Raw genomic sequence first — 12,942 nt, 5'->3', positions numbered from 1 at the left:
CAACATTCGCCCGACCGGCATCTGGGAACGTCAGAAGCTGGCCGGGTGCGGACTGGCAGCTTTTAGCGAATCGATACATGAGAGCTGTCGTCTCAGCGGTTGAATGTGCGCGGCCTTCGCCTCACGATCGGATTGATCGCTAATCCATTTGCTCTAGAACAAGCAGTGAGAGATGATACACTGGGAATTGCGCGCAAACTTAGTCGCACACCAGACAACTTCAGCGGAAGTTCGATCACATTAGAATCTGGCCGTCAACGCCAACCCGCCTCCACTCCCACCGCCCCAGGCCGAGATATCGACCGGACGATTGGCGCGATGCGTCAGCAGAAAACCCGACGCCGATCCGATCACGGCCCCCGCTGCGACATCATACCAATGGTGACGCTTCGCCTCGACACGCGCGACGCCGACGAAGCTGGCTAAGGCGAAGGCCGGAAGACCGGCTTGCCAGCCATAGCGGTTCTCAAGCGAAGCAGCCGCAGCGAAGGAGAAGCTCGAATGTCCCGAAGGGAAGCTGTGACGATCGCTGCCGTCGGGCCGGCGTTCGTGGACAAGCGACTTCAGCGCGAACGCGGTGCCGGTGCCAGCTACCATACTGAGGCCAGCCTGCGCCATGCCCGCCTCGTCGGACTTTATCAGCGGGACACCCAATGCGAGGGCGGCAATGGCATCCGCCGTCACGCTGCTAGCCTGATCCCAATGATGCAGCGATCGTGCCTCACCCGGCGATGCCGCTGCCATCACGCAGCCGCACATCAAAACCGTCATTCCGATCCGCATGGCGTCCCTCCCCTTGTCAGGAAGGGGACGCCGCCCAAGGGGGTCCACCCCAGTGTGGCTCAGAAGTTTTTCTGGATTCTCACCGTCAATGTGCGTGGCTGGAGCGGCGTGCGCTGCTCGATGCTGCGCAGCGTGAACGGATTACCGAATCCGAAGCTGTTTTCGCGCTGGCCGAGCAGGTTTGCGACAGTGAGCCCGGCCTTCCACGTGCCCCTCGATGCTTCGAGGCCAACGTCGCTGACCCAATAGTCGCCCATCGCCCGGCTGAGGGTCGGATCGAAACTCAGCCGCGCCGCGCCAAGGTAGCGCGCGCTGATAAACCAGTGGGTATCGATGCCGGCAGCGGAGCGCACATAGGACAGCTTCAAGCCACCGGCATAATCTGGCAGAACCGGCAGCCGGTTGTCATCGCCCAAGGCGCTTGCCGCGGCGGATGGCCGGTAGAGCCGGGCATGTTGAACGGTCAGATTGCCCTCGATCTCAAAGGAGGCGAAGCGAAGCTTTCCGCCAAGCTCGGCACCGAAGTTGCGCGCCCTTCCCGCATTGATCGTGCGGACCAGGCTGTCCGCGCCCAGAATGTCGCTCTGGACATTCTCCCAGCGCAAACCGAACAGGCTGCCGTTCAGCGTGAACCGCCCATCGGCCATCGTCAGCCGCCAGCCCAGTTCGATATTCTTGAGGTCATCCGATCGGAAGGTCCGGGATGTCGGATCGCCATCGGTGTTGATGCCGCCGGGTCGAACGGCGCTCGCATAGCGCAGCCAGACGACATCCCGGGCGTCCGGATGCCAGGACAGCGTCAGGCTCGGCGTTACCCCCGTCTTGGTCGCGCGGCGCCGCGCCTGGCCATTTTGCTCATTATCGACGCGGGCGTAATAGCCCCTTGCGCCCAGCGTCACCGACCAGGCGCTGCCGAGAGGCTGGGTGATCTCGCCGAACAAAGCGGCCTCGATGCTGTCATTGTGGAGCGAAGATATGGAGAGAGCCGGAGGCTCCGCGGGCAGGAAGCTGCTCCGGACGGTATTTTCGGCCTGAAGCCAGGTCAACCCCGCTACCCAGGGCCGCGAAGCGCCGCCATCGCTCAGGCGAAGCTCCTGGGTCGCAAGCCGCAAAAGGCGAAGATCCTCGAAGGCAAGCGGGGCTGATAGGCCGCGCGCATTGGCCTGCGTGGTGGCATCGAAGATGCTGCTGAACTCGTGCGTGACATAGGCCGTCGCCGATGTGAGATCGAGCGATCCGAGCTTGCCCCGGATCGTCGCCGTGGCCGCGAGAAAGTCATTGTCGTGCGGCTCCGCCCGCGCGGTCGTCCGCTCGAGGCGGCGGAAGGCATATTGGCTGTCGCGGACATTGAGCCATTGTGCGGTGATGCCGGCATCGACATGCCATTCGTCCACCACCTCCCAACCAAGCGCGGCCCGGGTCCCGAAGCGGCGACTGCGGTTTACGTTTTGCTTGCGGCGCCCGGCGTCATCGATCCAGCCGCCGCCCTGATCGGCATAGGCCGCGAGTCTCAACGCAAGCTTATCGGAGATGAAGGGTGCGTTGAGCACGGCTTCGATCGCGCCGCCGGAGCCGCCATGGGCGACCTGGCTTCCCTCGGCCGCTGCCATTCCCGACCAACGGCTCAGATCGGGCTTGTTGGGCACGATCCGGACGATGCCGCCGAGCGCGCCGGACCCGTAGAGCGTCCCCTGTGGCCCGCGAAGCACCTCGATCCGATCGATGTCCACGAGCCGGAGATCCGGATCGGGCGTCGCATAGCTGACACGAGCATCGTCCAGATAGAGATTGACGGTCGACTGGGTCAACCCATTGAAGGCGCTGTCGGCGACGCCGCGCAGAAAAATGCGGTCACGTCCCGGCCCCAAATTGGTCGTGAACGCTCCCTCGGCAAAACCCAGCGCATCGTGCACACCGCGCTGTCCCGCCATCGCGCTCGCCATGTCGGGCCGCACGACGCTGATCGAAACGGGCACATCGGTAAGGCGTTCTTCCCGCTTGCGGGCCGTGACGACAATGTCGTCGAGGGCGGTTGCAACGGGAGCAAAGACCGAAACCGCCGCCGGCGGTGCCTCACGTTCGAGACGCCAGGTCCCCGGCCCGGCGCGTACCGCTCTGAGCCCCGATCCACGCAGCAATCTGCCGAGCGCTGCCTCTGGCTCCATCGTGCCGCGAATGCGCCGTGTCGGGCGAGCGGGTATATTGCCCGCCAGCCCGACCGAGATCCCCGTCTGGCTGGACAATTGGGTCAGGGCCGAGGGCAGCGTGCCGGCGGGGATGTCGATCCGTCGCGGTGCGGCGGTCAGGGTCGTGAGTGGAAGGCTAGCGAGCGCCGCTCCGAACCAGACGAACCGCATCCTTCGAGACGACAGCTTTGATCGGTAGCAGGGCCTCGATCTGTTGAATAAGCCGAGAACCATCACCGATCGCAAGCACCCCCGAAACACGCAGATCGCCGATCGCCGGGTCGACGGAAACCAGGAGCCCCACATAGCGTGACAGATCCGTTGCGACCAGAGCGAGTGGCGTATCCTGATAGACAAGCTGACCATTGCGCCATGATCCGACGCTGCTTGCAGCAATCGTCCGAACCTCGCCCTCGCCGGTCTCGGTCGCCACATCGATCCGCTGGCCGGCCTTTATGGCGGTCCCCTCGCCATCCTTAGGGGCGACGGTCAGCCTGCCTTCGCTGACGGCGACACCAAGCGCCTGGGGCGCCATCACCACATCGAACTTGGTCCCGATATCGCGGACCTGATAGTCTCCGGCCGTGACCACGAACGCGCGCGAGGGATCGTGACGGACATCGAAGAAGGCGGCGCCACCCTGCATCTCGACCCTTGGCACTGCACCATCGGCGAGCGCGAGACGCGAATTGCGATCGAGCAGGATATGACTGCCATCCTCGAGGTCGATCATACGCGTCTCGGTAGGGCCGGTACGGTAGGCGACCAGCGTCTCTGCCGTGAACGTCGACATCTGGGGCACGATCAGGGCGGCGATCGCCGCGGCGGCAGCAAGGCCCCCACTAGCCCACCGGCGTGCCCGCGCGGGACCGGCGATATGTCCATCATCGGCACCGTCATTGGCCGGAAGCGTGGATAGGATGGCGTCCCGTTGATCGGCGATATCCGCGTCAAGCAGCGCGATGGCGTCATAGGCGTCGCGATGGGCCAGATCGGCATCGAGCCAGAGGGCAAAGGCGTCCCAGTCCATGTTAGGCGCGTCGAGGCGGGCGTGCCATTCGGCCGCCTGCATCGCGATATCGCCCTCCTCGGAGGCCGGGCTCGTCATTTCGATCTCCCGTTCATCGCCGTCGTCATCCCTTTTCCTCCTGACGCCGCCGGCTGCACAGCACCCCAGTCCACGAATTTCATCTTTGCATCGCTTCGCGCAAATGCCGCAACGCCACTGCGATATGCTTCTCGACAGCGCTTCGGGTGATCCCCAGTTCGGCCGCCACTTCGCTGTGGCTCAAGCCATCAAGCTTGTGTCGGCGAAAGACGCGGGCCGCGCCTGCCGGCAGGGCTTCGATCGCGGCGGCCAGGCGTCTCGCCTGTTGACGGCCATCGACGATGTCCTCCGGTGAAGGCCTGTCGTCGGCGGCCTCCCCGCCCCGCTGTTCGATAGCGACATCGGACCAGCCCTGTTCGCGTTTCGCGCGGCGCTGCCGTTCGCGGACGCGATCGAGCACGATGTTCATGCCCACGCGATGCAGGAAAGCGAGCGGATTGGCGACAGGCCCCGTGTCGGCGCGTGCGACATGCAGCCAGATTTCCTGCACGACGTCCTCCGCCTCCGCCGGGCTCCCGGTACGGCTGGTGAAGAAGCGAATGAGCTGGGGTCGGTTCGCTGTTAGTACGGCCGTCAGGCCGCCCGCGTCCTCTTGTTGATCCTCTACGGCCGACCTCCTGGCCCGAAATTCCGGGCATGGCTCAACGGGCCGATGTGCGATGTGCACCGCACGCGACTGGTCCGCATCCACTATATTGCCGCTGAGCCTCGAGGATGTCGCCCCAGAAATGGCGGAACCGATCTAACGGATTTCGCCGCAGGCGACGCGCGTGCCCGCGCCCCCGATAGGCTGGGTCATATAATCGTCGGGCATGGCGTGGATGACCAGCGCCGAGCCGTCCGCATCAAGGAGATTGGCCCGCGCGGTGCCCGCCTGCAGGGAGACGAACGGCGAGAAAATCTCGGCCGCTCCACTGCCATCAGCCCCGATGAACAGATTGGGCAAATCCCCGAGGTCGTTCGCCTCCGAGTTCAGAAGACCATGCACGGTCGGCGCCATCATATGGACATGGCCGCCTGCCGACTTGAACATCGCGTCGCTGCAATCAGCCTTCTCGTGGAAATGGACGGCGTGCCAGCCAGGTGTGAGCCCATGCGCCTCAACATGAAGGAGCACACCCTTGGGTGCGTCGGTCAGGGTTACCTGCCCGATCGCAGCGCCCGTCGCGCCTTTCAGGGCATATGTCCTCGGCGCGGCGACAGGTGCCGCCGCGACCAGGGCAAGCGAAGCGATCAGCAGAAGGGAAGGTCGGTACAAGGCGCTTCTCCTTTTTCAGGGCGTCGAGAGGATTCGGTGCGGGTGAGACGCCGCCGCCGGCATGCTCCCTCAGTTCGCCCCTCTTCCGCTCGCACCAATCTCGATGGGACCGTGCACATCGACACTGTGGTGCTCGGTCTGCAGCGGCGTCTTGCCAGGAATCCTGCCCGCGACCGGGCGATGAGGAGTATGAGATGAGCCTTATTGGAACGAAGATTTTCCGGCGGTTGCTGGGTCTCACCCTGGCAAGTTGCGTGCTTGCGCCGACGGTTGCGGCCGCCGCGGATCTGGATGTCACAGCCGCTCAGATCATGCCGGGACCGGGTTCAATCCGCTTCGTCCTCTACCACAGTGCGGACGGTTTTCGTCACGAGGACAAGGCGTTCAAGGTCCTGAGCGCCCGCGCCGATGGCGCTTCCGCATCGGTGCATTTCCAGGATCTGCCGCCTGGGCAATATGCCGTCATGGCCTATCACGACGCCAATGGAGATCAGAAGCTCGACCTGCGGTTCGGCATGTTCCCGAAGGAAGGCTGGGGCCTCTCAAACAATCCGAAGGTAATGGGGCCGCCCAGCTTCTCCGCATCGAGCTTGGCGCTCGCCGACCAGAACAAGTCGATCAAGATCGAGATGCATTACTGAGCATAAGCTCAGCCAGCGTAGGCGAGTGCGAAGAGTCCCTGAACGCCGGATGCCACCGATCGAGGTTCGATGCTGATGCTTGATGGGTCGAAGCCGCCATCGACAAGGGCTGCCTGGAGTTCATCGGAGTTGTAGAGTCGGTGGAGGCCAGCGCCCGTAAAGGCCCATTTCTCCATACTTTGGCGATCGGTGACGTACGCGACCAGACGGCCACTCGGCCGTAAAACCGTGCGAAGCGCCGCAATCATTCGGCTGTCCGGGTCGCAAAAATAGAGGATGTTGAGCGCGAGCACGGCATCGATGCTGCCAGGCTCACAGGGCAACGCCTCGATGCTGGCCTGATGGACCTCGACCATGCCGCTGCGGCTTCGCCCGGCGAGGCGGGCCCGGGCCCGACGGATCATCGTCGTCGACTGATCGACGGCGATGACGTGGCACTCCGCGCGCCGCAATATCGCCGCGCTGGCCGCCCCGGTCCCGCACCCGGCGTCGAGCACCGTCTCGCCGGGCCCCGGGCATAATATGTCGATCGCCCGCTGCAGCGGCGCCCGGTTAGCCACATCCATCGCCAGGCCGCACAGCGCGCCGGCGATGCCGGTCGGCGCCGCGAGCTGGCGGGCGAGACCGTGGGCAAAGCGCATCAGCCGATCTTCTTGAGCAACGCCTGAACCTCGCCCCGCCGACCGGCGTCCCAGACGGTGCGGTTGGGATCATGCGGCGCACGGAGCGCTTTCAGCAACGCGGCCTTGGCGCCGGCCTTGTCGCCCTGATCATAGAGGAAATCGCCCCAGAAATAATTGGCGTCGAGGCCATTCGGGTCAAGCGCCAGAGCCTGTTGCAAAAGCTGGCGCGCGCGCGCGTCGTCGCCAAAGCCGATCGGCGAGCCGGGCACCTTATAGTAGAGCACGCCGAGGCTCATCGCCGCACCGCCATTGCCCGCCCTGGGATTGAGCGAATAAGCGCGGGCGAGAATGTCGCGCGCGCGGGTGGCCAGGCTCAGCTTGTGGAAGATGTTGGCCCGATTGGCCTGTTCGCTGACGACGATTCCCTGCCAGAGCAGCGGCTCGGCCTGTCCGGGATAGCGGGCGACGATGACGTCGGCTTGGTGCGCGAGCTGGTCGAGCGCCGTCGTCTGATGGCTTGAGCCGTTCATCTGATAGGAAATGTGCGCCCAGTTGTCGTTGATGGACTTCACGTCCTCGGGCATCCCCGCTGATGCGACACCAGGCAAGGCGGCGGCGATCATCGCGGCCAGCACGATATATTTTTTCATGTGCATGTCTCTCCTATGCTTGATCAACAAAACTCGGCGCGCGCACGGCGAATTTGCGGTGCGATGCCATTGTCTATGATGCGGGGGGCCAGCGCGTTGATGATCGCGTAGAGCCGCTCCATCCAACCGATTGTGACCGTTGCGCGCCGGTTCACGATCGCGTCGACAATCCGCCGTGCAACCATTTCCGGCTCGTCCGCCTTCATATGGGTGATGTCGAGGAAGCGATTGACCTCGCTGTTGTTGAGCGGGGTTTTCGCCGCGCGGGGGCTGACATGGGTGACAGCGACGCCGCTGCCCGCCAGCTCGCGTCGCAGGCTCTGGCTCAGCGCCGCTAGCCCCGCCTTGCTGCTCGAATAGGCCGCGAACCAGGGATAGGGGATCGCACCCAGAACCGAGCCGATATTGACGATCTGACCGTGCCCGCGTGCCCGCATCGGGGCGGCAACCGCCTGTGCCAGCACTGCGGGGACATAGAGGTTTACCCGATAGCACAGCGCCAGCGCCTCGCTCGGCTGATCTTCATGCAAGCCGAACCGCATGACGCCAGCCAGGTTCACCAGGATGTCCGGCGTGTCGCGGGTGAGCTCCTTCACGAGCGTCGCCAGCGACGCATCGTCGGAGAGATCGGTCAATATGCTGTTGTCGCAGGCCGGGCATTCGACCCGGTCGATGCCGGCGACATGGGCTCCTCTTTCCCGCAACAGCCGCGCCAGCGGCGCCCCAAGCCCGCCCGCCGCGCCGGTGACCGCGATGCGCTTCCCGTCAAGCCACTTCATGGACAGCCTCCATCGGAATGGCGGCGAAAATACCGCCGAAAAGGTCGAAGATGTCGTTGGCCATGGCGACGATCGCATCTTCGTCTTCGCGGTCATCGAGCCCGTTCACGAGGGTTTCGAAGAAGCGCATATGATCCTGATCGAGTGCGCCGTGCGACGTCAGATAGGTGAAGGCAGACTTCGGCAGGCCAAGGCTCGATCGCACCGCTTCCGCGCCGTTGCTCGCCAGCGCGATGCTGGTCCCCTCGAGAACGAAGACCATCCCGAAGAAGGCTGCGGGATTGCCAGACCGAAGCGTCGCATAGGCGTGGTCGACCATGCGAGTGGTGGCGGGCGATGCGCCTGCGGTCATAACCGCATCGGCGTCCCCTCCGGCCGCGCTTATGTCGTTGAGGACCCACTGCTCGTGGCCCTCTTCTTCGTCGATATAATCGTCGAGCGCCTGAACGAGGCTTGGCTTGGCTGCCAGGCCTTCGCGCGCGAGCCGCATCAGCGGCACCGTGTGGCGGACATGGTGATAAGCCTGCGCGAGATAGGTCAAATACATGTCCCGACTGATCCGCCCGGCCAGCCCCGCCTGAAGCTGGGGCACCGCCATCAGCCGTGCTCGGGCGGGCGCGGTCTCGGCGCAGAGCCGTTCGAAGAATGGCCTATTGATCGCGCGCTCCATGATCGCGGCGCGGCGCAGTCTTCCGTTCGGCGTAAGGGTCCCATCTGCCGGCGTGAATGGCCGACCGGGCTGCCAGCGATCCACGCGGGCATAAGGCGGCAGCGCCGCATTGGCTGCCGCCACGCCGGCCGCGATATCGGCATCGATCGCGGACGGTACGATAAAGGCCCGCAGTTCCGCTTCGCCATCGCCATAGACCATGGCCTGCGCGATCTGGGGCTGGGCGACGAGCTGCTCTTCCACCCATTCGGGTGCGACATTGCGGCCGAAGCTCGTGATGATCAGGTTCGACTTGCGGCCGACGATCGAAACGCGGCCAAGTTGGTCAATCTCGCCGACATCGCCTGTAAAGATCGGGCCATTCCGCCTCGGATGTCCGACCGTTCCCAGATGGAAGTTCCCATCGACGACGATCTCGCCATCCGGCGCGAGGGACACCATCGCATGGCGCAGGGGCTGGCCGACGGTGCCGCGATCGCGCTCGCCCATCCCCTCAAGGCATATGACCGAACCACATTCGGTGAGGCCATAGCCTTGGATCACGGGGAGCCCGACGCGGTCGGCACGCTCAAGCAGCGCGACGGGTACCCGCGAACCGCCGACCGCGACCAGTTGGAGATTTTTGAGGCGTGTTCCCGACCGTTCGAGCCGATCGACGATACGGGCGAGATATTCGGGGACGAGAATGAGGCTGGTCGCACCACTGTTGTCGATTGATGCGACCAGCGCGGCGTCATCGATCATGAAGGGATTGGTGAGCCCGATCGACGCCGACGCTTTGACCAGATAGCGGCCGCCGGCGAGCAAGGTCGCATAGAGCCCCGCGACATTCTCGAGCAGCACAGCGAGCGGCAGAATCGGTACATGGACGCCGGCCATGTCTTCGCCGAGCCGCGCTACGATCGCCTGGGCGGTTTGCAGCATGAGGCTCTCGCCAAGGCAGATGCCTTTCGGATCGCCGGTCGAACCCGAGGTGTAGCTTATCTTCGCCGTACCTGAGGGGATATCGCGCGCGCCATACTCGTGCAGGACGATGCCGTCACGCCTGATCGTCGCGGTGGCGCCGGCATCGGCCAGCGCAGCGCTGCGCTGGTCTGCCGTGAAAAATGGGGGCAGCGGGATGCACGGCCGCCCGAGCGACAACAGCGCAAGATCCGCGATCACCCAATCAATGCCATTGTCGAGGTCGATCCCAACCGGACCCGGGCCACTAGCCTCGTCGCGGATGACCTCAGCCATGTCACCGATCGCAGCGGGCAGGTCCGCATAGCTGATCTGGTGCAGCCCATCATCGAGGGCAACGCGACGTCCCGCCTGTTCGGCGCGCGCGAGAATTGCCTGCAGGAGCATGCTCATGGACGTTCCCCGGCGCGGAAAGATCGTAGTGCCGCCCTCCCCGCTACGATGTCGCCGGCGCAAACGACGGGCTGAGTTTCATAGTAGCGGCCCCAGCGATCGCGGGCCTCGTGGTGCAAACTCTGCGGACTTGCCATGGCCAGTTCGATGAATGGTAGGCCAACCCGCGCGAACATCTTGCGGAGCGGCAAGGTGAGGGTTGCGACCGCAATCGAATGGCTGTCGGACAGACGGTCTGCCGCTTCGCTCCAAAGGCGGAGCATCGCCGACGTAGGTGTTGCTGCCAGGCAGCCGATCTCAACAATTGCGGCTCGGGGAATGTCACGGCCGAACGCCGCCGAGACTGCCGATTCGACTGGCTCGCTGAGATAGGTTTCGAGAAAGAGACGCTCATCAGCCGCGCTTCTGACGGCAAGCGCCGCTCTCGGCTGATCGGGCGCGGCATGGACGACGTGCCAGTTCCCATAGTCCATGCAGGGCTTCGCCCCATGCTGTTCCGCAAACCGATCCGCCACAAAGGCCCGAACTGCTTCGCTCATCGCTACACTCACGCTGTTTCGTCGAATGGACGCCGCCGCAGAGCGAGCACCTCAGTTTGGGATTAAAAACTCCCAGTGATCGGCGTAGATGAGCGCATCAGGCTTATGGGCCGAATTTATCCGCCACGCACTGACAGACGGCCGCTTTCAGGCTCGCCGTCCAGCTTACTCAATGCCCGATTTTAAGCTCAAAGCTGCCCATGCCCGTCGGACAGCATGCAGCAAAACTGCCGGCGCGAGCGCCGGCAGGATCCGCTTACCCTACGCAGCCCTCGATAATATCGGCTAACCGGATCAGCGCCCACGGGATGGGCCCAACTTCGGTCGGCTCAAGGGCGTCGATAAATACTAGCGCCTCTTTCAGCTCCGCAATCGTTCCAAAGGCGCCGAGCCCCCGCCCCAGCGTATAGTTGTCTATGAACGCGCCCGCTGGCGCGGCAATCTCTGTGATCATGATCGCCGAAACCGGATCGCTCATGCGCTGGCGGCGGCGCGCTTCAGGGTCAAGCACCGGCGGCAGCGAGCCCCGCTCACCTTTGTTCCAACGGTCGAACGCGGCGCGGTCTATCCTCGGCAAGAAGAGACGCGAGGTTAGCACTCAACGTGGCAATCTTGGGGAACCTGGCCTCTCCCGCCATCGCACGCTTCTGAAGTTCGGTGAGGCGGACTTTGCGAGCGCGATCGGCTTCCTCCGCATCCAGCTTCCCGACGAAGTCGCGCCGATGCGCGACGACTTGGTCCGCAATCTTGACGTCTGCGGCAAGCTTAGCCTCGGCGGCGGCCCGGTTTTCCAGCGACGCGGCGTTGCTGGCGTCGGCCGGGGTGAGCCGCAGCGCCTCGAGATCCGCGATTAATAGCGACTTTTGGGAGGCCGCAGCCTCAAGCGCCACGCTTGCCTTATCGTGTTGCGACGCGAAGAGACTCATGCTTGCACCGCGATAGCGAGGGCCTCCACGGTCGCTACCGCGACCGCGGAGAAGATGGTGCGGCGCGAGTTGATGCGCCTACCTTGAAGGAGCAAGCCGGCGCGCTCCCACCTCCAAAGCGTTGAGTCGACGCCAACGTGGCGCGCCAATTCTGAGCGTGTCATTTGAACCTCGTTGTTGCACCAACTGATGTGCTGGCTCCACAATCGTGCAACAAAAGGCTGTCCGCATTGAGGTCGGTTTGGATAGTGCTATATATCCATAAATACATTTGTGGTCGACGGGCCTTCAATTCCTGTCCGCCACGGCCCGCCATCGTCCGCCTAGATCAGCGCAGAAACTGGGCATAGACATGGGCGCGGAGCGACTTCTCGCCTCTAAATCATTGATTTTGTTGAAGTTCTGGCGGAGACGGAGGGATTCGAACCCTCGGTAGGAGTAATCCCCCTACGGCGGTTTAGCAAACCGCTGGTTTCAGCCACTCACCCACGTCTCCGGGAAGGCAGAGGCCGGGCTATAGCGAGCGGGTGCGGTCCGATCAACCGCCTTCCCGTGCAAAAATCGCGACGGCAATAATCCGCTGGCTGTTCATTGCAGCGACAGGGAAAAGAGGCTTTATTGGGCGCGGCAAGGCCTTTGCGGAGAGTGGCGATGAAGTTCGGATATGTGCTGTGCCTTACGGCGCTGATGACGCTCGGCAATGCGGGGGTCGCTCAGGCGCAGGCGCGCACCATCGATCCGAACCAGGCGAGCGACCTCGCTCCCGTTCCCGCCAGCGAAGCCGATTATGGGACGAAGGTTAGCGCTCCCGCGCCCGCCGCGCCGCAGAGCACCGAGGCTGCCGCGGACGCAGTCGCCAGCGAAGCCGAGCCCCCGGCCCCGCCCCCCGCGACGGCGCGGGCACAGGCAGCCGATGCCTCGGCGAACAACACCTATGCCCAGGACGACGTGCTGAGCGCGGCGGAAGGCGTATTCGGCAAGGGCGCGGAAGGCCTCGCCAAACTGATCGAGAAGATCCTGAAGGATCAGGGCCAACCCAGTGCCTATATCGCAGGCCGCGAGGCGGGCGGCGCGATCGTCGTCGGCGTGCGTTATGGTTCGGGCACGCTGTTTCACAAGGTCGAGGGTCAGCAGCCGATCTACTGGACCGGCCCGTCGCTGGGCTTCGATCTCGGCGCGAACGGCTCGAAAAGCTTTGTGCTGGTCTACAATCTCTACGACACCGCCGACATCTTCAAACGCTATCCGGCGGTCGAAGGCACAGCCTATGTCGTCGGCGGCTTCACCGCCACCTATCTGCGCCGCGGCGATGTCGTGCTGATCCCGATCCGGCTCGGCGTCGGCTGGCGGCTCGGTATCAACGTCGGCTATATGAACTTCACCCGTAAATCAAAGGCCGTGCCGTTTTAACGGCAGACCCTGC

14 protein-coding genes and 1 tRNA gene are annotated in these 12,942 nt (G+C 64.0%); 2 read left to right on the top strand and 13 right to left on the bottom strand.

Going from position 1 to position 12,942, the window contains the following annotated elements:
* Nucleotides 1–240: 240 nt before the first annotated feature.
* The 5 genes from ASE00_RS02480 to sodC all read right to left on the bottom strand — a co-directional run bounded on the left by ASE00_RS02480 (nucleotide 241) and on the right by sodC (nucleotide 5,335).
* Nucleotides 241–771: a phosphatase PAP2 family protein gene (locus ASE00_RS02480; RefSeq protein WP_162256399.1), complete on the bottom strand. Its 531-nt coding sequence runs from the start codon at nucleotides 769–771 to the stop codon at nucleotides 241–243.
* Between the two features lie 71 nt (nucleotides 772–842).
* Nucleotides 843–3,140: a TonB-dependent receptor domain-containing protein gene (locus ASE00_RS02475; protein WP_056377517.1), complete on the bottom strand. Its 2,298-nt coding sequence runs from the start codon at nucleotides 3,138–3,140 to the stop codon at nucleotides 843–845.
* Nucleotides 3,106–4,077 carry a FecR family protein gene (locus ASE00_RS02470; protein WP_056377515.1) on the bottom strand — a complete coding sequence of 324 codons (972 nt, stop codon included), beginning with the start codon at nucleotides 4,075–4,077 and terminating at the stop codon, nucleotides 3,106–3,108. The genes ASE00_RS02475 and ASE00_RS02470 overlap by 35 nt, the downstream gene beginning before the upstream one ends.
* A gap of 79 nt (nucleotides 4,078–4,156) precedes the next feature.
* Nucleotides 4,157–4,768, bottom strand: a complete 612-nt coding sequence (locus ASE00_RS02465; protein WP_235538512.1) for an RNA polymerase sigma factor — start codon at nucleotides 4,766–4,768, stop codon at nucleotides 4,157–4,159.
* A 51-nt stretch (nucleotides 4,769–4,819) separates the two neighbouring features.
* A complete protein-coding gene (sodC, locus tag ASE00_RS02460; RefSeq protein ID WP_056377514.1) occupies nucleotides 4,820–5,335 on the bottom strand; it encodes a superoxide dismutase[Cu-Zn] in 516 nt (171 codons plus the stop codon).
* Between the two features lie 194 nt (nucleotides 5,336–5,529).
* On the opposite strand from sodC, the gene ASE00_RS02455 reads away from it, so the two are divergent.
* Entirely contained in the window at nucleotides 5,530–5,976 is a 447-nt protein-coding gene (locus ASE00_RS02455) for a DUF2141 domain-containing protein (RefSeq protein WP_082594430.1), read from the top strand.
* A gap of 8 nt (nucleotides 5,977–5,984) precedes the next feature.
* On the opposite strand, the gene ASE00_RS02450 is transcribed toward ASE00_RS02455, so the two are convergent.
* The 8 genes from ASE00_RS02450 to ASE00_RS02415 all read right to left on the bottom strand — a co-directional run bounded on the left by ASE00_RS02450 (nucleotide 5,985) and on the right by ASE00_RS02415 (nucleotide 12,015).
* A complete protein-coding gene (locus tag ASE00_RS02450) occupies nucleotides 5,985–6,617 on the bottom strand; it encodes a class I SAM-dependent methyltransferase (RefSeq protein WP_056377510.1) in 633 nt (210 codons plus the stop codon).
* Nucleotides 6,617–7,249 (bottom strand): tetratricopeptide repeat protein, encoded by a 633-nt coding sequence (locus ASE00_RS02445; protein ID WP_056377508.1) that lies wholly within the window; start codon nucleotides 7,247–7,249, stop codon nucleotides 6,617–6,619. Before ASE00_RS02445 ends, ASE00_RS02450 begins: the two co-directional genes overlap by 1 nt.
* Before the next feature lie 23 nt (nucleotides 7,250–7,272).
* Complete coding sequence (locus ASE00_RS02440) at nucleotides 7,273–8,028, bottom strand: SDR family NAD(P)-dependent oxidoreductase (RefSeq protein WP_056377506.1); 756 nt, start codon at nucleotides 8,026–8,028, stop codon at nucleotides 7,273–7,275.
* Entirely contained in the window at nucleotides 8,015–10,054 is a 2,040-nt protein-coding gene (locus ASE00_RS02435; protein WP_056377504.1) for an AMP-binding protein, read from the bottom strand. The genes ASE00_RS02440 and ASE00_RS02435 overlap by 14 nt, the downstream gene beginning before the upstream one ends.
* Nucleotides 10,051–10,593: a thermostable hemolysin gene (locus ASE00_RS02430; RefSeq protein ID WP_056377502.1), complete on the bottom strand. Its 543-nt coding sequence runs from the start codon at nucleotides 10,591–10,593 to the stop codon at nucleotides 10,051–10,053. Before ASE00_RS02430 ends, ASE00_RS02435 begins: the two co-directional genes overlap by 4 nt.
* A gap of 256 nt (nucleotides 10,594–10,849) precedes the next feature.
* Nucleotides 10,850–11,071, bottom strand: coding sequence for a hypothetical protein (locus ASE00_RS02425; RefSeq protein ID WP_156405243.1), 222 nt, complete (start codon nucleotides 11,069–11,071; stop codon nucleotides 10,850–10,852).
* Between the two features lie 52 nt (nucleotides 11,072–11,123).
* Nucleotides 11,124–11,519, bottom strand: coding sequence for a hypothetical protein (locus ASE00_RS02420; protein WP_056377498.1), 396 nt, complete (start codon nucleotides 11,517–11,519; stop codon nucleotides 11,124–11,126).
* A 403-nt stretch (nucleotides 11,520–11,922) separates the two neighbouring features.
* Nucleotides 11,923–12,015, bottom strand: a tRNA-Ser gene (locus ASE00_RS02415).
* Nucleotides 12,016–12,170: 155 nt separating this feature from the next.
* On the opposite strand from ASE00_RS02415, the gene ASE00_RS02410 reads away from it, so the two are divergent.
* Complete coding sequence (locus ASE00_RS02410; RefSeq protein WP_056377496.1) at nucleotides 12,171–12,929, top strand: DUF1134 domain-containing protein; 759 nt, start codon at nucleotides 12,171–12,173, stop codon at nucleotides 12,927–12,929.
* Nucleotides 12,930–12,942: the final 13 nt, after the last annotated feature.

Origin of the sequence: Sphingomonas sp. Root710 (assembly GCF_001429065.1) — a bacterium.
Taxonomy (GTDB): Bacteria; Pseudomonadota; Alphaproteobacteria; order Sphingomonadales; family Sphingomonadaceae; genus Rhizorhabdus.
The sequence above is the reverse complement of the archived record's forward strand: the minus strand, read 5'-3'. Positions and strand labels throughout refer to the sequence as shown.